The following is a 21,568-nucleotide window of genomic DNA, read 5'->3' as shown; positions in this document are numbered from 1 at the left end:
CCTCCTGTCATGTTTTTCTATTTTCATAATAGCACACAATTAAATTCTTGTCATGTTTTTTGAAAACGGCTTGTCATGCCATTCGCCTGTTTTTTTCGATTTTCCCCATAACCTATACAGAGGGGTGAGAAAACTGCCCCATCAAAAAGGAAATGGAGGGAATCTGTATGAATCTGTTTGAAGTGGTGAAAGCAGGCATCAACACACGGGAAGCAGCGCAGGTGTATGGAATCGATGTCAACCACTATGGCATGGCGCTGTGCCCGTTCCACAATGACCGTCATCCGAGCCTGTATGTATCGGATGACCACTACCACTGTTTTGCCTGCGGGGAACACGGGGACGTGATCGACCTGACTGCCAAACTGTTTGACCTTCGGCTGTATGATGCGGCACGAAAACTGGTGTCGGACTTTCACCTTGCACCGGACAAGCCCCTGCCGGAATCCATTCGTCAAAAATTGAAGCAGAAAACCAAAGCACAGCAGCTTCGTGAGAACGAGCAGCTGTGCTTTTCTGTTTTGAACCAGTATCGGCGGTTGCTCCTGGATTGGGAAAGGCGGTATGCGCCGCAAGCGCCGGAAGATGCGCTGGATGAGCGGTTCGTGGAAGCCTGTCACCGTCTGCCCTGGGTGGAGTATCAGCTGGACATCCTGCTGCAAGGCGATTCCTATGAACGAAGCGAAGTCGTAAGCGAACTAACGGCAGACGGATACATCCGCAAATTACAAGCCCGCCTGAGAGAGGAGCGATACCATGAATAACCCTGTTTGGATCGATGACAAGGGGAAAATCGTCGAGCCGGAATACTGCCGGGATTTTCTGTCCCGGCATCCCATGCGCTGTATCAACGACCGCTTTTATACCGTGGATGGACAGCTGCCGGATGAGAACAAATTGAAGCGAACGATTTATGAGGAAATCTCGCCTTGGCTTCATGCCAAGGCTGCACAGACGGTGGAACAGATAATCAAGGCGTTGAAGCTGGCGGCATACACAGACCCTTTGCCCCTGCAATGTGACCGCATCCATGTGGCGAACGGCACGTATTTTCTGGATGGCACATTCACAGAAGAAAAAGAGTATTGCAGCAACCGCCTGCCGGTGTCCTATCAGACAGAGGCTCCTGCACCGGAACAATGGCTGTGTTTTCTTTCGGAGCTGTTGGAGCCGGAGGATATTCCCGCCTTGCAGGAATATCTAGGCTACTGCCTGATTCCGTCCACCAAAGGACAGAAAATGCTCATGCTGATCGGCAAGGGTGGTGAGGGAAAAAGCCGGATCGGTGTGGTGATAAACGCCATTTTCGGGTTCAACATGAACACCACTTCCATCCAGAAGGTAGAAAACAACCGTTTCGCCAGAGCCGACCTGGAGGGCAAGCTGCTGATGGTGGACGATGATCTGGACATGAACGCCTTGACCAAAACCAACTATGTAAAATCCATCGTGACAGCAGAACTGCGGATGGATTTGGAACGGAAGAAAGAACAGAGCTATCAGGGGCAGCTTTATGTGCGTTTTCTCTGTTTCGGCAACGGGGCATTGACTGCACTTCACGACCGCAGCGACGGCTTCTTTCGCCGCCAAATCATTCTCACCACCAAGGACAAGCCTGCGGATCGGTTCGATGATCCGTTTCTTGCCGAGAAGCTGATTGCCGAAAAAGAGGGGGTCTTTCTCTGGATGCTGGAGGGATTGCGGCGGCTGATTGCCAATCACTACCACTTTACTATCAGCCAGAGAGCCAAGGACAATATCTCTTCCGCTGTTCGGGATGCCAACAACATTCTGGACTTCCTCGATTCTGAGGGTTATGTGGCATTCAAGGCCGATTATGAAGCCAGCACCAAAAATCTGTATGCTGCCTATAAGCGGTGGTGTGAGGATAACGCAGAAAACCCACTGTCCCCAAAGAGTTTCGCAAACCAGCTCAGCCAAAACGCAGAACGCTATCATTTGGAGCCGGTCAGCAATCTGCACATCGGCGGCGGAAAGCGGTGCCGGGGGTATATGGGCATTTATGTTCTGCTCTCGCCTATGGAGTTGTAAGGGAACTCAAAACCTTCTGTTCATGCGTTCATGTGTTCCGGATTAGGTGCAGTTTTTGGAACAGAGGAACGCACGAACGCAAAAATTCAAAGTTCATTTTTATATTGTTCAGCTCAGAGATTTCCTAAAATAGCCGCTTTCCGGTCAATGGTTGTGCAAACAGTGAAAAAGATTACCGTAAACAGAACACAAATCATCATTCGGTGATTTGCGGAACAGTGACGCTGGTATGCGGAAAGGCAGCTTTATTCACCGTTTCGGCGGCAAGCCCACCTAATCGTAAAGTCGATGGGGTGCTGTTGCAGACAGTTCTTCATGGACGCAATCCTGAGCAATTTTTTGAATGTTATCCGTGTTTACCGAACCGTGCAGCGAATATGCTTCACGGAAAACTGAGTTTACGAAAGAATGAGGTGGTTTCTATGAAATCCAATTTGAGAAATGAAATCAAGTCGTACATCGTGCGTTCCGGCTGCACGATGCAGGAGGTCGTTGACCAGCTTTCCGAGGATTACGGCTGGAGCGACAGCGTTTCCAACCTGTCCAACAAGCTCCAGCGGGAGTCTCTGCGGTATGTGGAGGCGGTTCAGCTTGCTTATGCTCTCGGCTATGACCTTGTATGGCAGAAGCGGAGGGACAAATGATGCCTGTCGTTCCTGCGGCCACTCTCTCTTGTCCCCATAGTAATACCACAGTATTGCTATGGACAGGCGGCGAAAACATTCGATTTTTCGCTGCCGCCGGATTGCCGGTGTTTCGCAAAACATCGGCTGTCCGGGCTGAACAACAGAAAACGATGCAGACGGTTTTTGGGTGGTTCAGCAGCGGTCATCGCAATGACCGCAATTTCCCCTCGGAGAGCCCCTCGGGAGAGCCCACGGCACTTTGCAGACCTCTGGGCTGAAAGTGTTATAGTGGGTTATTACACTTCCCGCAGGAAGTGCATCCCCATCCCCAGCCGTCTGCCACCAAGCGGAAAGGAGCTGATTTTTATGGCCAGAAACGATGGAATCGACCGTACAAGCGCCAGAAATGTGGATGTCCCGGACAAGGACATCGGCAACACCCAAAAGCACAATGAACGGGAAAAAGACAGCTACCGCAACCCGGATATTATCCCGGAACGTCTCAGCTATAACGTCCACTTCAAAAAGCCATCCGCCAGCTATACGGAACTGTTTGCCCAGATGGAATCCTCCGGCACAATCTCCACCCGTGGGCTGAAGCCGGATGCCATTCACTATGGAGAACTGATTTTCGATGTGAACTCCGCCTATTTCCACAATCACGGCGGCTATGAGTTTGCCAAGCAGTTTTACGCCGAAGCCTATCAAGCCGCCGTGAAGATTGTGGGGGGCGAACAGTATATCCTCTCTGCCGTCATGCACGCCGATGAGATCAACCGGGCCATGTCGGAAGCTCTGGGGCAGGATGTGTATCATTACCACCTTCATGTAGTGTATGTCCCAGTGGTGGAAAAGCAGATTCTTTGGTCGAAGCGGTGCAAGGATAAGGCTTTGGTGGGGACGGTCAAGGAGACCATTATGCAGGTCAGCCGCAGCAAAAAGTGGCTGTCCCAACTGGCACTGGACGAAGCCGGGAATCCCGTTTTGCAGAAAAATGGAAAGCCGGTTCTAAAGAAATCCTACTCCATTTTGCAGGATGATTTTTACCAGCACATGAGAGCTGCCGGATATACCGATGTGGAGCGTGGAGAGCGAGGCAGCACCGAGGAACATCTGACGGTGACCCAGTTTAAGGTGGCACAGGAGCAGCAGCGGCTGGAAGATGTGACCGCCCAAATCGCTCAGAAAGAACAAACGCTGGACAGCGCACAGGCTGCTGTTGAGAAAAAGCAGAAAGAGCTGCAATCCCTGCAAAAGCAAACCAAAGAACAGCGCACCGCTGCTTTGACTGTACAGGAAATCCGTTCTATGGGGAAAAAGACGATTACCGGCAATATCACTTTCACTCCATCTGAATGCGATATGCTCAAAGACTATGCGGTCAATGGGATTCTTGCCAAGGCAGAAAACAGCCGCTTGGAAGCAAAACTGCAAAGCGCACAAAAAAGTGCCGCTGTTTGGAAACAGCGATATGAATCGCTGAAAGAACAGGCACGGCCTTATCTGGAAGCTGTCAAGCTCGCACCCGAAAAGGTGCGGGCTTTTCTTAACGCCATTTTGACCCGGACACGGGACACAAAACAACATGACCAACCTGTCCGCCGCAAATCACAGGATATGGAACTTTAATAGAAAGGAATTTTTGCTTATGACCAATCTGACAACAAAACTCAATAAGCTGATGCTCGATGGTGCTCCTGCACAAGAATTGATCCATGCTTGTGTGGGAATCGACATAGAATCCTGCTTTGACCCGATTTTTGAGCCGCCGATCGACTTTCTGGAAGAATGCCGGAAACGGTGGGAAAACCGGATGAATCCGTTCACCGGTACGGTGGAGCGAAAAATCGGAAATACCTGGTATCTGCTGGAGACTGTATGTGACGGAAATGAGCCGCTTACCCACAAGGTAAAACGGCTCATTTTTTCGAATAAGGAGGCGCTTTGTTCATGACACAGACTCAAATTCATGCTACAATATCACCATGCACACCGATTCTGTCAGCTGACCCAACCGTAAAGGAGGACGCTATGTTGGATCAGCAGAAAATCACCATCCTGTATTGCCGCCTCAGCAATGAGGATGCGCTGGATGGAGAATCAAATTCGATACAGAATCAAAAAGAGTTTTTAACCCGGTATGCAGCCGAGCATGGCTACACCAACCTGAAAATTCTGGTGGATGACGGATATACGGGAACCAATTTTGACCGCCCTGGCGTACAGGAAGGCTTTGCACTGGTTAAGCAGGGACTCGTCGGTTGCTGGCTGGTCAAGGATCTCAGCAGGTTTGGCCGAGATTACCTGACCGTTGGGCAGTACACGGACATCATTTTCCCCAGCTACGATGTGCGCTTTATCGCCGTCAACGATGGTGTGGACAGTGAACGGGGCGACAGCGACGGCTTTGCCGCTATTCGCAATTTGTTCAACGAGTGGTATCCACGGGACACCAGCAAAAAAGTCCGGGTCGTATTCCGTCAGAAAGGCACCAGCGGAAAGCATCTGGGAAAACCGCCCTATGGCTATCGCACTGACCCAGCCGATAAAGACCATTGGATCATTGACGAGGATGCTGCCCCAGTAGTCAAGCGCATCTTTGACTTGGCCATTGACGGCAAGGGGCCGGAACAGATTGCCCGCATACTGGAGCAGGATAAGGTGTTGACGACCAAGGCGCTGTATGCCAAACAGTCGGAAAACCATCCTGACCCGAAAAAGCGGAAGAAAATGCCGGAACGCCCTTACCATTGGATTGGTCAATCGGTTGCGGGTATTCTGGAACGGATGGAGTACACCGGCTGTACCTGCAATTTCAAGACCTATTCCAAGTCCTACAAGTTGAAGAAGCGGATTCCCAATGCCATCGAAGATATGTGTATCTTCCCTGATACGCAGGAGGCAATCGTTTCGCAGGCTCAGTGGGACAGGGTGCAGGAGCTGCGAAAAAACAAACGCCGTCCCACAAAAGCGGAACGGCAGGGATTGTTCTCCGGGCTTCTGTTCTGTCCTGATTGTGGGAATAAGCTGCACTTTGCTACCTGCAAAAGCTTTGACGGCAAGCAAGACCACTATGTATGCTCCAGCTACAAAAGCGGTCGAGGCACCTGTTCTGCCCACTATATCCGGGAAGATGTACTGCGGGAACTGGTGTTGGAGCGCATTCGGGCGGTCAATGCCTATATCCGGCAGGACGTGGAAGGTTTTCAGGAAGAATGGCTGCAATGCCGCCGCTCCGATCAGGAACGCAACATCCGTGAAAATCGGAAGCGAGTGGAGCAGGCTAAGAAGCGGCTGGCTGACTTGGATGTTCTTCTGTCCCGACTCTATGAGGATTTTGTCTTGGGCGATCTGAGCAAGGAGCGGTACAAGAAAATGACCGCTGATTACGAGGCAGAACAGGAACGGTTAAAACTCGAAATTGAAGTGACGGAAGAATGGCTGGAAACGCAGGAAACCATGAGTGCAGATGTAGATGCCTTTGTTGCCCTGACCCAGAAGTATGTGGATGTTCCGGAATTGACGCCTACGATAGTCAATGAGTATATCAAGAAGATTGAGGTGTTTGCGCCGGACAAATCCAGCGGCAAGCGTGTACAGAAGGTAAAAATCTATTTTAACTTCGTGGATGATGTAGAGATTCCTGTGATTTCCGAGTCTGCTGTTGCGAAATCTACCCCTGGACGCAGAAAAACGGCGTGACCATTGTGGTCACACCGTTCTCTGCCCCTTGCAAAACTAAATAGTATCTTATCACTATTAAGCCTTGAAGTTCCAGGTTTTTTTATGGTTGCGGGGGATGAATTTGAACCACCGACCTCCGGGTTATGAGCTGCTACCGGCAGCTCAATCCTTTGATTTCAAGTGCTTTCCGACCCTTTTCGTTCCAGAAAACTGCCAAATCCCGGAGGTCGTATGCTGCCTGCTCCGCTGGGATTTTTCCCGTTCTGGGTCAAGTCATGGGTCAAAGTAGCAACACGTTATCAGAAATTCGTCACTATAAGACAAAACACCCCAACGGAGGCGCAAGGTCAAAAGAACAATGGCCTGCTGGTCATAAATTACATTCAAAACGACTGATTCATTGAAGCACACTCCAATAAACTCCTCGCTTTTTCATCAGTTCATCATATGTGCCGGACTCCACGATCCCCCGCTCCCCCACCACAAAGATGCGGTCGGCCCGGCGGATGGTGGAGGGACGGTGGGCGATCAGGAAGCAGGTGCGGCCCTCCAGCAGGCGGAGGGTGGCCTGCTGGAGCCGCTGCTCCGTGGTAGTATCCACACTGCTGGTGGCCTCGTCCAGGATGAGGATAGGCGCCCGGCTCACCAGGGCCCGGGCCATGGCCAAAAGCTGGTACTGCCCCTGGCTGAATTCCCCGGCCGCCCCCGACATGAGGGTTTGGTACCCCTGGGGCAGGCGCTGGATGAAACCGTGGGCATGGGCCAGTTTTGCCGCATGGACAACCTCCGCCTCCGTGGCCTCCGGGCGGGCATAGCGCAGATTGTCCAGCACCGTGCCGCGGAAAAAGACGGTCTCCTGGAGCACCACGGAGAAGCACCGGCTCAGTCCTTCCCGGCTGTACCGACCGAGGGGCACGCCGTCCAGCCGGATCTCCCCCGCCGTCGGCTCATAGGCCCGGATCAGCAGGTTGACCAGGGTGGTCTTGCCCGCGCCGGTCTCCCCCACAAATGCGGCCACCTCCCCTGCCCTGACGCGGAAGCTCACATGCTCCAGCACCGGCCTGTCCGGCTCATAGGAGAAGGACACATCCGCAAAGGACACCTCTCCCCGCACCGTCCGGGGTGAGACTGCACCCGGGACATCGGGGGGCAGCTCCGGCTCGTCCAAAATCTCAAAGAGCCGCTCGGCCCCAGCGACGGCCTGCTGAATGCTGGAAAAGAGGGCGGCAATGCTGTTCAGGGGCCGCCCCAACTGCCGGGAGTAGCCCAGGAAGCTGACCACCAGCCCAACGCTCACCGCGCCGCGGAGGGCCAGCACGCCCCCGGCGCAGGCGATCAGGGCAAAGCCCAGGTTGTTGACCATGTTCACCAGCGGGCTGAGCAGGCCGGCGCAGATCTGCGCCTTCACCGATGTGGCGCACAGCGCCCCGTTCATCTGGTCAAAGCGTGCCAACAGCTCTTCCTGCTGGTGGTAGAGCTTCACCGTGCGGCTGTTGGAGAGGGACTCCTGCACCAGGCCGCTCAGGCGGCCCAGCTCATCGGCCTGCCGGCGGTAGAGCGTCCTGCTCCGCCGGGAGATCAGGCGGGTGCACAGGGCGATCACCGGCACAGTTGCCAGGGCCGTCAGAGTGAGCAGCGGGCTGAGGGCCGCCATGATGGCCAACGCCCCCGCCACCATCAGCAGGCTGGACAGGAGCTGAGTCACCGTCTCAGCCGCCACGGTGCTGACGTTGTCGGCATCGCTGACCAGGCGGTTCATGGTATCCCCATGGGGGTGGCGGTCAAAGTAGGACAGGGGCAGCCGCCCCAGCTTGGCAAAGCACTCCCTCCGGATGCGGGCCACCATCCGCTGGGAGAGGATCTCCATCCAGCGGCGTCGGCCCCAGTTGCCGAGCCACTGTGCCGCCGCGGCCCCTGCCAGAGTGGGCAGCAGCACTGACAGAGCGGCACGCTCCACGCCGCCCCAAGGCAGAAAGCAGTCCACCGCCCGTCCCAGCAGATAGGGTACCGCCAGGGCCGCCCCGGTGGAGAGCAGGGTAAGGCACACCACCAGCAGCAGCTCCCTGCCCCAGCGGGCGTAGAGGGCCAGGAGCCGCCGCACGGTGCCCCGCCCGTCCCTGGCCCTGGCGTGGGGGCCGAAGCGCTGCTGGAGGCTCCGCCGCTGGGGAGGCAGCACAGGGCCGCCGGACGCTTCACCGTGTGCCATCTTCTCCCTCCTCTTCCGGGGCCTGAGAGGCCCAGATTTCCCGGTAGGTGGGGCAGGTGTCCAGCAGGCTCCGGTGAGTGCCCAGGCCCACCTGCCGCCCCTCCTCCAGCACCAGGATCCGATCTGCCGTGCGGGCCGCGCGCACCTTCTGAGTGATGTGGAGCACCGCCTGCCCCGGCCGCCGCTCCAATCCATCCAGCACCCTCCGCTCAGTGGCCGGGTCCAGGGCGCTGGTACAGTCGTCCAGCACCAGCACCGCGCCTCCCCGCACCAGGGCCCGGGCCAGAGAGAGCCGCTGCCGCTGTCCCCCGGAGAGGTTGACGCCCCCCTGAACTAGCACGGCGTCCAGGCCGCCGGCCTCCGCCACGAAGTCGGCGGCCTGAGCAGTCTCCAGGGCGGCACAGAGCTGTGCCTCCCCCGCGCCCCGGTCACCCATGGACAGATTTTCCCGGATGGTGCCGGAAAAGAGGGCGCTCCGCTGGGCGGCCACCACCACCTGCCGCCGCACCCGCCCCAGGGGAAGGCGGCTCATGGGCCGCCCGCCCAGGTACAGCTCTCCCTTCTGGGGCTCATAGAGCCGGGCGCACAGCCAGGCCAGGGTGGTCTTGCCCGCGCCGGTGGGACCCACCACCGCCAGCCGCTCCCCCCGCCGCAGTGTGAAGGAGATGTCCTGCAGGGCGGGCACGCCGCTTCCCCCGGGGTAGGCGAAGGTCACATGGCGCAGCTCCAGCACCGGCTCCTCCACGCCTGCCTCCTCCGGCCCCTCCAGGGTTCCCTCCTCCGGGAGAGCCAGCACCTCCTCCACCCGCCGGACGGAGGTTCTGGCCCGGATGAGCAGCTTGAACACGTCAATGAGAGTCATCAGGGAGGTGAGCATCTGGGTCATATAGGTGACGAGGGCGGACACCGTGCCCGCCTCTGCCCCGCCGCACCCCGCCGCCCACAGCACCGCCGCGATGCCCAGGTTGACAGTGAGGGTGACCAGGGGGGCGAACCAGGCCGACAGGAGCTGAAGCCGGATGCCGGACTCCTCCAGCTCTCCGTTGGACGCCTGAAAGCGGCGGTTTTCCCACTCCTCCCGCCCCAGGGCCCGGATCAGGCGGATGCCGCGCAGAAATTCCTCCACGGTGGTGTTGACCCGGTCCATGGCCTCCCGCACCCGGCGGAAGCGCCGGCCGCTCTCCGCCAGATAGGCCGTGATGAGAGCCGTCACCCCCAGCACCACCGCCAGTACAATCCAGCTCAGCCCCATGTCCAGCCCCATGGCATAGACCACGCTGCCCACGCACAGGGCGGGGGCCTTGACACCAATGCGCAGGGCGGAGTTCACCGATCTGGAGAGCTGGTCACAGTCGCTGGACATCCGCGTGACCAGGGCGCCGCTCCCGAGCTGATCCACGCCCCCCTCGGTCAGGCGGATGCATTTGGCAAACAGCGTCCGGCGGAGCTCGGCCCCAAACCGCTGGGAGGCCGTGCCGGAGCAGAAGTTGCGCACCAGCACGCACAGGATGCCCGCCAGGGCCGCCACCGCCATCCAGCCCCCCAGCTCCAGGACGCGGCCCAGTTCCCCCGTGCGCACCCCCTCGTCGATCATCCGCGCCATCAGGGTAGGCAGCAGCAGTTCACAGTTGGCCTCCAGCAGGACAAACAGGAGGGCCGTCAGACAGTACCAGCGATAGCGCCTGAGGCAGCGCCAGACGAGGGACACACCCCTCCCCCCTTTCCGGCCGCCAGGCGGGCGGCCTCGTCCATCAGGGCCCGGACGGTGTCAAATGGCCGGGCGGCCTCCAGGCTCTCCAGCCGCTCCCTCCGCAGGGTGAGCACCGGCACCCCCGCCCCGGCCGCCGCCCGCAGCAGCTCCAGATTCTCCCGGTTGTAGGGGCCGATGGCGGCCCCGCTGTCCACCACACAGGCGGACGAACAGGCCGCCGCCACCGCGGCGCGCAGGGTGTCCGGCGCGGGAGGGGAAAAGCTCTCCGCCTCATACCGGCGGGCGGCCAGGGTCTCCGCCACCGCCCAGTCCACGTCACACCGCTGGAGAATCCCGGTGGCAAAGGGGAGCCCCCTCTTTTGCAGGGCCCGGAAGCAGGGGGCCCCTCTGCCTTCTCCGGGCACCACGAATACCCGCGGCTCCCCTGCCGCGCCGCACAGCTCCACGCTGCCCAGCAGCAGGTTGAAGCTGCCGTCGTGGATATCGTAGAGCTGGCGGATGGTGTCGTCATCCAGTACGTCCTCCGGCGCGCCGCAGCGGAAGATGGCGTTGTCCTTTACCAGCACCACCACGTCGGCCAGCTTGGTGGCCAGATCCACCTCGTGGAGGGAGAGCACCACGGACAGCCCCCGGCTGGCGGTCATCTCCCGGAGGATGTCCAGCAGCTCGATCTTGTGGCGGATGTCCAGATAGCTGGTGGGCTCGTCCAGGACGATCACCTCCGGCTGCTGGCACAGGGCCCGGGCCAGCAGCACCCGCTGCTTCTGGCCGTCGCTGAGTTCGGTAAACCGCTGCTCCCGCAGCTCCAGAGCGTTGACCCGGGCCATGGAGTCCTCCACGATGCGCTGATCCTCCCTGGAGAGCTTTCCGAAGTGGTTTGTGTAGGGGTAGCGCCCGGCGGCCACCACCTCCCAGCAGGTCATGAGCTCCGGCTCGATGCGGTCGGTGAGCACCACCGACACGTGGCGGGCCAGCTCCTTGTCGCTCATGCCGTCCAAATCCCGGCCGCCGATGGCCACCACGCCGCCCAGCTTTGTCAGATGGCGGGTGATGCTGCGCAGGATGGTGGATTTGCCGGAGCCATTGGGGCCGATCAGGCAGAGAATGCCCCCCTGCCAGATGCCGATATCGATGTCCTCGATGAGGGGCCGGCGATGGTAGCCCACCGACAGCTTCTGGGTCTCAAAATACATCAGCCATTCCTCCTGCGCTTGATCATCAGCCAGATCACCACGGGGGCGCCCAGCACTGAGGTGACGGTGCTGATGGTGAGCTCCGTGGGGGAAAAGGCCGTGCGGGCGATGAGGTCGCAGGCCAGGCAGAACACGCTTCCCGTGAGGAAGGTGGCCGGTATGAGCACCATGGGCCGGGAGGTGCGGAAGATCAGGCGGGTGATGTGGGGCACGGCGATGCCCACAAAGGAGATGGGGCCGGCAAAGGCGGTGACGCAGGCCGACAGGATGCTGGACAGGAGGATCAGGGCCACACGGAAGCCCTTGACGTTGACCCCCATGCTCTTGGCGTAGTTCTCACCCAGCAGATAGGCCCCCAGGGGCTTGGACAGGAGAAACACCAGCACCACCGTGGGGATGGTGATCAGGGCGGAGGCCCCCAGGGTGGCCCAGGTCATGCCGGAGAAGCTGCCCATCGTCCAGATGGTGAAATTCTGGAGCTGGCTGCTCTCGGCGAAGGTGATCATGAAGTCGGTGCCCGCGTCGCAGATGTAGCCGATCATCATGCCGATGACCAGCAGCATGGCTAGGTTCTGCACCCGGCTGGACACGGCCAGCACCAGAGCCATGGCCGCCAGTGCCCCGGCGAAGGCCGCCAGGAAGATGACGTAGGGGGAGAAGCCCCCCGTCACAATGGGGGTGGCCGCCAGGAGGAAGAAGCCCACAAACAGGCGGGAGCCGGAGGAGATGCCCAGCACAAAGGGGCCGGCGATGGGGTTTTTGAAAAAGGTCTGGAGCAGGAAGCCCGCGATGGACAGCGCCCCGCCCAGCAGGGCAGCCCCCAGCAGGCGGGACAGGCGGATTTTCCAGAGGATATTGCCCTCCGTGGTGCCGTCGTTGCCCCAGCGGAGGAGGGTGAGCATGCGCTCCAGGCTCAGATGCACCGAGCCGGTATTGATGTTCCAGTAAAACAGGGCGGCCATCAGTATTGCCAGCACAACAAATCCCACGGCGTTTCTTGTGTGTTGTCTCATAGGCCTCTCTCCTTTTCCGCGCGTTCCCCTGCCGGGCTCCGCGGCTTATTCGGCGGGCAGCTTATAGAAGTAGTGGAGCTGATCCGCGTCCTCGGGGTGGTAGATAATGGTGGCAATGTCCTCGATCATGGTGGCCACGTCGTCGGCAGACTGCCAGTAGTTCTTCTGGATGCCCCAGACGTTGCCCTCCTGGATGGCCTTCATATCCGCCAGATAGTCCCCGTTGGCCAGAATGTCTGCCACGGTGGACACGCTGACGTCGCTGGTGTTGTCATAGATCAAGATCTCGGCGTCCACCGCCCCCTGATAGAACTCCTCCACTGTCATCTTGGTGTTGCCGCCCTGGCCGGGCTCCAGCTCCGCAAAGGGATAGGTGCCGCCGGCCAGCTCCAGCATCTTATTGACATAGTCGCCGCCATTGCGCACGTAGACGGTACCCTTGAAGATATAGGTCTGGAGGATGGTGGGGTGCTCACTCTCCCCGGCCACGCTCTCGGCCACGGCATTCACCCGCTGCACCTCTTCGTCGAAGTAGGCGTCGGCCTCCTCCTCCATGTCCAGCAGGGCGCCCACCAGCTTGACCCACTCCACGCGGCCCAGGGGGTGGTTCTCCAGGTGCTGGCTGTCGGCGATGCAGGGGATGCCCAGCTCGTCCAGCTTGGCCAGCACCTCGTCGCTGCCGTGCATGGTGTTGGCGGAGATCAGGATGATCTGGGGCGCGGCGGCGCTGATGAGCTCATAGTCGGGGGCGGAGTTCTTGCCCACATAGGTGGTGGTGCCGTCCTCAATCTGCTGGGCAACCTGCTCGATATGCCATTTATCCTTGTCGGTGGTCACCAGACTCACCTTGTCCAGCGCCCCGATGGCGTGAAACAGGGTGGCGTGGGTGGTGGAGAAGCAACCCAGCTTGGTCAGCGGGGCCTGGAGAACGGTCATGTCCCCCGTGTCGTCCGGCGCCTCTCCCCCCTCGGGCACCCACAGGAACTTCTGTCCCGCGCCGTCGGTGATGATCTTACAGCCGTTGGCACAGTAGTCCACCGCGAAGTTGTTGGCATACTGGAGCTCCATGCTGCGCACCACGGTCAGGTCGTTCTTGTCTGCCGCAGCGGTCTCCACCACGGGGGACGGGCTGGGACTCTCCGGCACAGTCTGCTGGCCGCAGCCCGCCGCTGTGAGCAGCAGGGCGGCGGTCAGGCACAGCCCGGCCGCCCGATTCAGATGGTGTATCATTGCGATTCCTCCTTGTCATCTGGTTCTTCTCTATCTGGAAACGCGGTTTTCAACGTATTCCACCACTCCAATTTCCCCTCCAGCCGGCAGGCGTGCTCCAGCATCCTCCGGTGCATCTGGCAGTCCAGGGGGGAGGGCCCGGCCCGCCGGGCGGCAGGACAGCCCCCGCCGCACAGGCCGAAGGCGGGACAGCGGGCGCATTCCTCCGGCGGTTCCAGCCCGGGGCAGGGACTCTGCGGCAGGGCCGTCCCCGCGCCCAGCGTCCCCAGGAGGCACCCCTCCGCCCCGGCCAGGGCGGAGCAGGGCCACAGACGGCCGTCCGGCGTCACCGCCAGGGAGCGCCCGGTCTGGGCGTTGCAGTAGCAGTCCCGTCTGCAGCCCGTGCGCAGCAGCAGGCGCAGGCGCTCCAGCTCCTTGAGCCGCACCGGGCGGCCCAGCCGGGCCAGCTGATCGTGACGGGCCAGCAGGCGGTTCAAACCCTCGGCCAGCGCCTGGGGGGAGGGGGACAGCCCCGCCCCCGCGCCCCGGCCCTGGTGCCGCACCAGATCCAGGCCCACACCGTGGACGTTGCCGCACCACAGGGCGAAGTCCAGCAGACGGTCCAGGCCGCGCACACTGCCCGCCGACACCACCGCGGTCAGGTTGGCCGCCATGCCGGCCGCCGCCAGGGTCTGGAGCCCGCGGGCCGCCGCCTGGAAGGAGGGCTCCCCCTCCGGGGTGCGGCGGGCGGCGTTGTCCGGGCCCACCCCGTCCAGGCTCACCCCCACGGCCACCCGCCGGGCCCTCAGCTCCCGGCAGAGCGCCGGTGTGAGCAGCGTGCCGTTGGTCTGGATGGCGGCGTGGAACCTCCGTCCGGAGGCCCGGCCGAAGTCCAGCACCTTCGCCGCCGTGTCCCAGCGCAGCAGGGGCTCCCCGCCAGTGAACTGGATGCGCAGGGTTCCCCCCGGCGGGCAGGCCAGAGCCACGGCCTCTGCCGCCCGCTCGGGGGAGAGATCCTCACCCGCCGGCCCGCTCCCGGCGTAGCAGTAGCCGCAGGCCAGATTACAGCGGTTGGTGAGGCGCAGCACCAGGGTGTCCAGCCCGCCCTTCATTGAAAGCCGTCCTCCATCACGCCCTCCATGTCCATGTAGATGCGCCGGATGGCCCGCAGCTCCTCCTCACCCGCCTGCCACATACCCCGCTGGTGGGCCTCCAGGAAGCGTTCGCTCATCTGGAGCACCGCCGCGTCGTTGACCTGCTCCATCCACCGGCGGGTCTCCTCGTCCAGGAGGAACTGCCGCGCCATGGCGTCGTACATCCAGTTGGAGGCCACCTCCGCCGCCGCGTCCCAGCCAAAAAAGGTGTCAAAGGTGGTGGACAGCTCCTGGGCGCCCTTGTAGCCGTGGCGCTTCAGGCCCTCCAGCCACTTGGGATTGAGGATGCGGCTGCGCATGACCCGGGCCAGCTCGGTCTCTACACGGGCGGTCTCCGGTCGGGCGGGGTCGGCGGTGAGGCCCGCCACGGAGACGGGCCTCTGCCCGCTGCAGTCCCGGACGCAGGCGATCAGGCCGCCATGATAGCTGTAAAAATCGTCGCTGTCCAGCATGTCGATCTCCACCGACGACTCGTTCTTGATGGTCATCCCCACGGAGGACAGCTGGCTGCGGAACAGCTCCGGCATGGCCTGGCCGTGGAAGCGGCTGCTGTACCCGTGGGCGCTCCAGAGGGTGTAGACCTGGCTCAGATCCCTCCAGCTCTCCCAGTTCTGGCTGTGGATGGCCTTGCTCACCCCTGCGCCGTAGGTGCCGGGTGGGCAGCCGAACACCCGCAGGGATGCTTGCTCTAACGCCTCATTTTCGCTCAGGCCCTCGGCCACCAGCCGCTTCCGCTCCTGGTCGGTGTGCTTTTTGACAAAGTTCTGCTCCGGGGGCTCATCCAGGCCGGCCACGGCCAGCACCGCCCGCTCCACCAGCTCCACCACGTTGGGGAAGGTGTCCCGGAACAGGCCGCTGATGCGCAGCACCGCGTCGATGCGGGGGCGGCCCAGCTCCGCCAGGGGGATGGGCTCCACCCCCACCACCTTGTCCGTCTGGCCCAGATAGCGGGGGCGCACCCCCATCAGGGCGAACACCTCTGCGATGTCCTCTCCGTTGGTTTTCATGCACTCGTCGGAGTAGACCACGATCGCCACACTCTCCGGCCAGGGTTCCCCCTTCTGGGCCCGGTAGGCGTCGACCGCCTGCTCCGCCAGCGCCTGTCCCACCGTCCATGCCGCCCGGCTGGGTACGGCGGCGGGGTCGATGGCGTAAAAGTTCCGGCCCGTGGGCAGGATGTGGGCATTCCCCCGGGAGGGACTGCCTCCGGGCAAGGGCGGGACAAAGCGCCCCTCCACCCCCGCCAGCAGCAGATCCAGCTCGTCCGTGGTTTGGCGCAGCCCGGGCGCCGCCTGGGTGCAGACAAAGTCCAGCACCCGCGCCAGCGGGGTGGTGTCCCCCGGAAAGCCCTCCTCCGCCAGGAGCTCCGCCGCAGCCTCCGGTCGGTAGCCCTCCGCCGACAGGCGGGCAACGAGCCGCCGGGCCGTCGCAATCGCCCCGTCCACAATGCGCAGGGCGGTGCGCCCGTCGGGGTAGAGCCGCTCCGGCGCGGCCCGCAGCTCCTCGGGCGCCCACCCCTGGGCCAGCAGTATGCTGTCCTCCAGGGCGGGCACGGCGCCGTTTGGCACCCGCACCAGGGCTCGGGCCAGGTGGTCGAAGCGCTCCCCCTCCGGGGGCTGGCCGTAGATGTGCAGGCCGTCCCGCACCAGGGAGGTCTTGATGCGGCTCACCCAGCGGTGGAGGCGGGCCACCCCCTCCTCCGGCTCGGCCTCCAGATCCGCCCGCTCCAGCTGGAGATCGGTAGTCACCTCCAGCTCCTCCGCCAGGGTGAAGATCCGCTCCAGCAGTGCGGGCACCTGGGCAGGCCGGGCCTGGCGGGCGTGATAGTAGCCGTCGATGGCCTCGTCCAGATCGGTGAGGCCGCCGTAGGTGTCCGCGTCGTCCATGGAGGGGATCAGGTGGTCGAGTATGCAGGCGTAGGAGCGGCGCTTGGCCTGCATCCCCTCCCCCAGGATGCTGATGTTGTAAATGTAGAGGTGGGGCATCCCGCCGATGCAGATGTCGCCGAAGCAGCCGGAGGACAGGCCGATCTCCTTGCCCGGTAGCCACTCCAGGGTGCCGTGGGTGCCCACGTGGAGCACCACGTCCGCCCCGAACACCTCGTCCACCCAGCGGTAAAAGGCCAGGTAGGAGTGGGGCGGGGTGCTGTCGGTGCTGTGGTAGAGCTCCTCCGCCCGCTCCGGCGCCGAGCGCATGGGCTGCACCCCCACAAAGAGGCTGCCGTTTCGGATACCGGGGATGACGATCTGGCCGCCGGACACCATCACTGTGCCCGGGGCGGGGCCCCAGCTCTCCTCCATCTGGGCCCGGGTCTCGGGGTTAAGACGGTCGAACCACCCCCGATACTGCTCCGCCGGCACCGTGGCCTCCGCCCGCTCCAGCGCGGCCTCCGGGGAGAGCCAGCGGTTGTCGTTGGTCACCGCCGCCCGGATGCGGGCAATGATCTCCGCCCCGCTGGAAAAGGAGTAGGCTGTGCGCAGGCCCTGGCTCTCCAGGGCCCGCACCACCCGGAATACCGTCTCCGGCGTGTCCAGGCCGTGGGCGCTGCCGATGGTGTCGCTGCGGGGCGGCATGTTGTGAAAGATGACGGCCACCTTTTTCTCCGGCATGGGCTTGCGGGCCAGTTCCGCCCAGCGGCAGGCCAGCTCCGCCACCCTCGTCACCCGGTCGGGCAGGGGGAGGCACACCTTCCGCCCGTCCGCCGTCCGCTCCGTCACCGCGTAGGGCACGGAAATGAGCTGCCCGTCAAACTCCGGCTGGTAGACGCACACGGGCAGGGAGACCAGATCCAGGCCCCGGATATCCCGCCGGTACTCGTCAGCACTGAAGTAGGTGGTGAGTCCCTGGATCACCGGCAGGCCCCAGTTCTCAAACACGCTGGCGGGCACCTGGCCCGCCCGGGCCTCCCGCCCGGCCAGGGTGGTCAGGCTGAAGCCGTAGGACACCACCAGCGCCCCCGGAATGGGGGTGCCGTCCGCCCTGCGGTAGAACCGCTCCATCCGGTAGAGGATGCCCTGCTCCGTCCCGTGGTCGGCGGCGAAGGAGTCGGACAGGGCGTATGGGACGCCCCCCCGGGCCTGAATGGCCCGCAGCAGGGCGTCCACATGCTCCAGATTGCCGGTTCTGGCGTAGTGGTCATGGATCAGCACACCGATGACCGGCCGGGTCTCGGCGGCCATCCTTGCCCGGTACCCCGCCTCCCTCTCCGGCGGCAGGAAGCCCTCCAGGGTGTACACCCCCTGCCCCCGGGGCGGGCTCGGAGGGCTGAGGGGATAATCCCCGCCGAAGCGGCCGTTGAGGGCGCAGAGCACCAGCCCCTCCAGATCCGCCGGGCTCCCCGCCTGGTAATAGCTGTCCAGCGCGGCGTAGAGGGCCGGCTCCAGCCCCAGCCTGGGGAGCAGCTCGGCCAGCTCGTCCCCCATGGTGGAGGTAAAATAGACCGGCCGCCCCTCCAGCGCCTCCCACAGCCGGGAAAAGCAGTACAGGTTCTGAATCGAGCCGTGGGAGGCCAGAAAGGCCATGTCCGCCGCCGCGCCGTCGGCCAGAAGGGCCCGCTCCAGCCCGGCGTCGGCATTTATCTCCCGCACGGAGTAGACCCTGCCCTCCACCGCGCCGGGGTACCGGCGCTCCAGGGCGGCCAGGGCCTGAGGCAGGGCCCAGAGCCGGTATTCATTCATGAGCACGAAAAGCAGCTTTACCATAGACGCCTCCTTAACCCGCCGCCGGGCTGTGGCCGCGCACCAGCTGGGCCAGCGGCCTGGCCCGCAGCTCCTCCACCCGGTAGCAGGGCGCACCCATCACCTGGGCCACCTGAGCCGCCAGCCCCAGAGAGACAAACTGCCGCTCGGTGTCGATCACCACCGCTGGGATGTGGGCCTCCGCCACCCGCCGGGCGGCCCGCAGGGCCTCCTCCACCGGGTCGCCGCCCCGGCTGAAATTGGCCCGGCCGTCTGTGATGAGCACCAGCAGGGGCAGGGAATCCCGCACCCGGCGGCGCTGCCGCTCCAGCATGCGGCGGGCCTCCTCCAGCCCAGCGGCCAGCGGGGTCCGCCCGCCGGTGGGGAGGGCCTGGAGCTCCCGCTGGGCCAGCTCCACGCTGCGGGTGAGCTCCAGCACGGCTGCGGCCTCCCCGCCCCGGAAGGCCACCAGCCCCACCTGATCCCGCTTCTGGTAGGAGTCCATCAGCATGGAGAGCACCGCCTCCTTGACCTCCTTCATCCGCCTGGCCGCACCCATGGAGCCGCTGGCGTCCACGGCGAACACGATGTCCGCACCCACGCGGCTTTCCCGCACCTTCACCCGCAGGTCGGGGGGCAGGATGACCAGGCCGGACTGCCCGCCGCCCCGGCTCCACTGATAGGGGGCGGCGGCCCGCAGCGTGGCGCCCACCGCCAGATCTTCCGCCTTCCCCCGGGGGATGCGGTCGCCCACGGCCCGCCCCCGCCGGGTGGCGGAGCGGGTCTTGCTGCGCCGCCCGCGGCCCCGGCGGGCCAGGCGGTCGGCCCGGGTGGTGAGCAGGGCTCTCACCTCGTAGAGGTCCTCCCCCTGCTCCAACCGCTCTCGGGACGGCCCCTGCTCCGTGGGCGGCGCGGGGGCCTGACCCCCCTCCTGCGGCGGCCCGTCGGCGGGGTGGGACTCGTCCGCCGGTCCATCCCCGCCCCCGGCCTGTCCGTCCGCTCCAGATCTCTGAGGGGGCTCCTCCCCTCTCTCCTGTCGCGGGGGCGGGCCTTCGCTTCCCTCCCGCCTGCGGTGGGGCAGGGCCAGCTCCGCCGCCGTGTGGAGATCCTCCAAGTTGATGTAAGTGCGCCCGGCCAAGGCGGCCAGGGCGCGGGCGGTGTGCAGGATGGCCAGCTCCGCCCGGTGCCCGGCGGCGTTGGCCTGCCGGGCCAGCAGGCAGGCGGCCTGCTCCTCCGCCTCCCCCACGTCCACCTGGGGCAGCAGGGCGCGGGCGGCGGCCAGCTGCCCGGCCAGCCGCTCCTCCCGCCGGGCCCACTGGGCGCGAAAGGCGGCGGGGTTTTCCTCAAAGGCCAAGCGGCGGCGCACCACCTCTTTCCGGGCCTCCGGCTCCCGCTCCCCCGTTACCGCCACATAGAGGCCAAAGCGGTCCAGCAACTGGGGGCGGAGCGTCCCCTCCTCCGGATTCATGGTGCCCACCAGGGCGAAGCGGGCGGGGCAGGTGTGGGAGATGCCGTCCCGCTCCACCCGGCACACTCCGGTCTCCAGCGTGTCCAGCAGGGCGGCGGTCAGGGCGGAGGGGAGCAAATTTACCTCGTCGGCATAGAGTACCGCCCCGTCGGCCCGGGCCAGCAAACCGGGCTGGAAGGTTCTGCGGCCGGTGCGCACCGCCGCCTCCAGCTCCACACCGCCCAGCAGCATGTCCTCCGTGGCGCTTACCGGCAGCTCCAGCAGGCGCACTCCGTCCAGGCCGCCCAGGGCCCGCACCAGAGTGGACTTGGCCGCCCCCTTTTCCCCGCACAGCAGCACCCCGCCGATGCGGGGCTCCACCGCCAGGCAGAGGAGGGCCTGCTTTGCCCGCTCCTGTCCCACCACGGCGGTGAAAGGATACAGGGGCCTATCCATAGAACAGCGCCTCCCAGTCGATGCCGGCATCTCCAGCCTGCTCAAACGGGGCCCGGCGCAGGCGGTGGGGCAGGGCCAGTTCCGCCGCCCGCCGCAGCTCCTCCATTCCGGCCTCCGTCCGGCCCTCCAGAGCCGCCAGAGCCCGTGCCGTCTTGAGCATGGTGATGTCCGCCCGGTGGCCGTCCACCTGGAGGGCGGTGCACACCCGGGCCACGGTATCGAACAGGGGCTCGGGCAGGGACACCTGGGGCAGCAGGGCCTGGGCCGACCCGATCCGACGCCGGAGGGCCTCCTGCTCCGGCGCCCAGCGGGCGCAGAAGGCGGCGGGGTTTTCCTCAAAGGCCAGGCGGCGGCGCACCACCTCCTTGCGGGCCTCCGCCTCCTGTTCGCCGTGCACCTCCACCATCAGGCCGAAGCGATCCAGCAGTTGGGGCCGCAGATCCCCCTCCTCCGGGTTCATGGTGCCCACCAGGATGAAGCGGGCCGGATGGCTGTAGGAGATCCCCTCCCGCTCCACGGTGTTGACCCCCATGGCGGCGGAGTCCAGCAGCACGTCCACAATGTGATCCTCCAGCAGGTTGATCTCGTCCACGTAGAGGATATTTCCATTGGCCTGGGCCAGCAGGCCGGGCTCAAAGGCGCGGACGCCCTCCTTCAGCGCCCGCTCCAGATCCAGGGTGCCCACCACCCGGTCCTCGGTGACGCTTACGGGGAGCTCCACCACCCGGCGGCGGTAGGGAACGGCGCGGCGGGCCGGGCTGGACCGGCACTCGTCGCACAGCGCCTCACCATCCATCCGGCAGTGGAAGGGGCACCCCTCCGCCACCTCCACCTCGTCCATCAGCTCCGCCAAACCGCGCACCGCCGTGGACTTGGCCGTTCCCTTCTCCCCCTGGATCAGCACGCCGCCCAGGCGGGGCTCCACCAGGTTGAGCAGCAGCGCGGTTTTCAGCTTTTCCTGCCCCACCAGGGCTGAGAAGGGGTATTCGTATCGTTCCATTTGCGCATGACCGCCTTTCTGTATCGGGAAGATGAACGCAAAAAACCGGGGTCGGAGCGTGCTCCGATCCCGGTTTTCCTGCAAACAGTTCATCCCCCGCCTACGGGGGATATTCCTCTGCCGCACACTGGCTCCTGAGA

15 protein-coding genes are annotated in these 21,568 nt (G+C 63.4%); 6 read left to right on the top strand and 9 right to left on the bottom strand.

All coding sequences use genetic code 11. The features are described from left to right. Positions 1–167 precede the first annotated feature (167 nt). From ACESY8_RS07845 to ACESY8_RS07820, 6 genes are all read left to right on the top strand, one after another. The gene (locus ACESY8_RS07845; RefSeq protein WP_054339130.1) at positions 168–764 is read left to right on the top strand and encodes a CHC2 zinc finger domain-containing protein; all 597 of its coding nucleotides are present in this window, start codon (positions 168–170) and stop codon (positions 762–764) included. Continuing rightward, positions 757–2,052 carry a DNA primase family protein gene (locus ACESY8_RS07840; RefSeq protein ID WP_054339129.1) on the top strand — a complete coding sequence of 432 codons (1,296 nt, stop codon included), beginning with the start codon at positions 757–759 and terminating at the stop codon, positions 2,050–2,052. The genes ACESY8_RS07845 and ACESY8_RS07840 overlap by 8 nt, the downstream gene beginning before the upstream one ends. Before the next feature lie 422 nt (positions 2,053–2,474). Beyond that, positions 2,475–2,696, top strand: coding sequence for a hypothetical protein (locus ACESY8_RS07835; protein WP_054339128.1), 222 nt, complete (start codon positions 2,475–2,477; stop codon positions 2,694–2,696). 348 nt (positions 2,697–3,044) lie between these two features. Next, entirely contained in the window at positions 3,045–4,307 is a 1,263-nt protein-coding gene (locus tag ACESY8_RS07830) for a plasmid recombination protein (protein WP_054339127.1), read from the top strand. Positions 4,308–4,326: 19 nt separating this feature from the next. Beyond that, positions 4,327–4,632: a hypothetical protein gene (locus tag ACESY8_RS07825; protein ID WP_054339126.1), complete on the top strand. Its 306-nt coding sequence runs from the start codon at positions 4,327–4,329 to the stop codon at positions 4,630–4,632. Next, the gene (locus ACESY8_RS07820) at positions 4,629–6,380 is read left to right on the top strand and encodes a DUF4368 domain-containing protein (protein WP_054339125.1); all 1,752 of its coding nucleotides are present in this window, start codon (positions 4,629–4,631) and stop codon (positions 6,378–6,380) included. The genes ACESY8_RS07825 and ACESY8_RS07820 overlap by 4 nt, the downstream gene beginning before the upstream one ends. Before the next feature lie 379 nt (positions 6,381–6,759). Here the strand turns inward: ACESY8_RS07820 and ACESY8_RS07815 are convergent, their stop codons facing one another. Genes ACESY8_RS07815 through ACESY8_RS07775 form a run of 9 tightly spaced genes read right to left on the bottom strand, consistent with a single transcriptional unit; the run spans position 6,760 to position 21,428 of the window. Continuing rightward, positions 6,760–8,568, bottom strand: a complete 1,809-nt coding sequence (locus ACESY8_RS07815) for an ABC transporter ATP-binding protein (RefSeq protein WP_009260740.1) — start codon at positions 8,566–8,568, stop codon at positions 6,760–6,762. Further along, the gene (locus tag ACESY8_RS07810) at positions 8,555–10,276 is read right to left on the bottom strand and encodes an ABC transporter ATP-binding protein (protein WP_498794690.1); all 1,722 of its coding nucleotides are present in this window, start codon (positions 10,274–10,276) and stop codon (positions 8,555–8,557) included. Before ACESY8_RS07810 ends, ACESY8_RS07815 begins: the two co-directional genes overlap by 14 nt. Further along, entirely contained in the window at positions 10,228–11,472 is a 1,245-nt protein-coding gene (locus ACESY8_RS07805; protein ID WP_055181425.1) for an ABC transporter ATP-binding protein, read from the bottom strand. Before ACESY8_RS07805 ends, ACESY8_RS07810 begins: the two co-directional genes overlap by 49 nt. Next, positions 11,472–12,485, bottom strand: a complete 1,014-nt coding sequence (locus ACESY8_RS07800; RefSeq protein WP_021630601.1) for a FecCD family ABC transporter permease — start codon at positions 12,483–12,485, stop codon at positions 11,472–11,474. Before ACESY8_RS07800 ends, ACESY8_RS07805 begins: the two co-directional genes overlap by 1 nt. A gap of 45 nt (positions 12,486–12,530) precedes the next feature. Further along, positions 12,531–13,715 (bottom strand): ABC transporter substrate-binding protein, encoded by a 1,185-nt coding sequence (locus ACESY8_RS07795; protein WP_055181423.1) that lies wholly within the window; start codon positions 13,713–13,715, stop codon positions 12,531–12,533. Beyond that, positions 13,712–14,806, bottom strand: a complete 1,095-nt coding sequence (locus tag ACESY8_RS07790) for a radical SAM protein (protein ID WP_498794689.1) — start codon at positions 14,804–14,806, stop codon at positions 13,712–13,714. The genes ACESY8_RS07795 and ACESY8_RS07790 overlap by 4 nt, the downstream gene beginning before the upstream one ends. After that, a complete protein-coding gene (locus tag ACESY8_RS07785) occupies positions 14,803–18,549 on the bottom strand; it encodes a cobaltochelatase subunit CobN (protein WP_204681977.1) in 3,747 nt (1,248 codons plus the stop codon). The genes ACESY8_RS07790 and ACESY8_RS07785 overlap by 4 nt, the downstream gene beginning before the upstream one ends. 10 nt (positions 18,550–18,559) lie before the next feature. After that, a complete protein-coding gene (locus tag ACESY8_RS07780; RefSeq protein ID WP_498794688.1) occupies positions 18,560–20,428 on the bottom strand; it encodes a VWA domain-containing protein in 1,869 nt (622 codons plus the stop codon). Continuing rightward, positions 20,421–21,428, bottom strand: coding sequence for a magnesium chelatase ATPase subunit I (locus ACESY8_RS07775; RefSeq protein ID WP_054339122.1), 1,008 nt, complete (start codon positions 21,426–21,428; stop codon positions 20,421–20,423). Before ACESY8_RS07775 ends, ACESY8_RS07780 begins: the two co-directional genes overlap by 8 nt. Positions 21,429–21,568: the final 140 nt, after the last annotated feature.

The organism is Clostridium sp. ATCC BAA-442 (assembly GCF_964239415.1).
GTDB lineage: Bacteria > Bacillota > Clostridia > Oscillospirales > Oscillospiraceae > Flavonifractor > Flavonifractor plautii.
The sequence above is the reverse complement of the archived record's forward strand: the minus strand, read 5'-3'. Positions and strand labels throughout refer to the sequence as shown.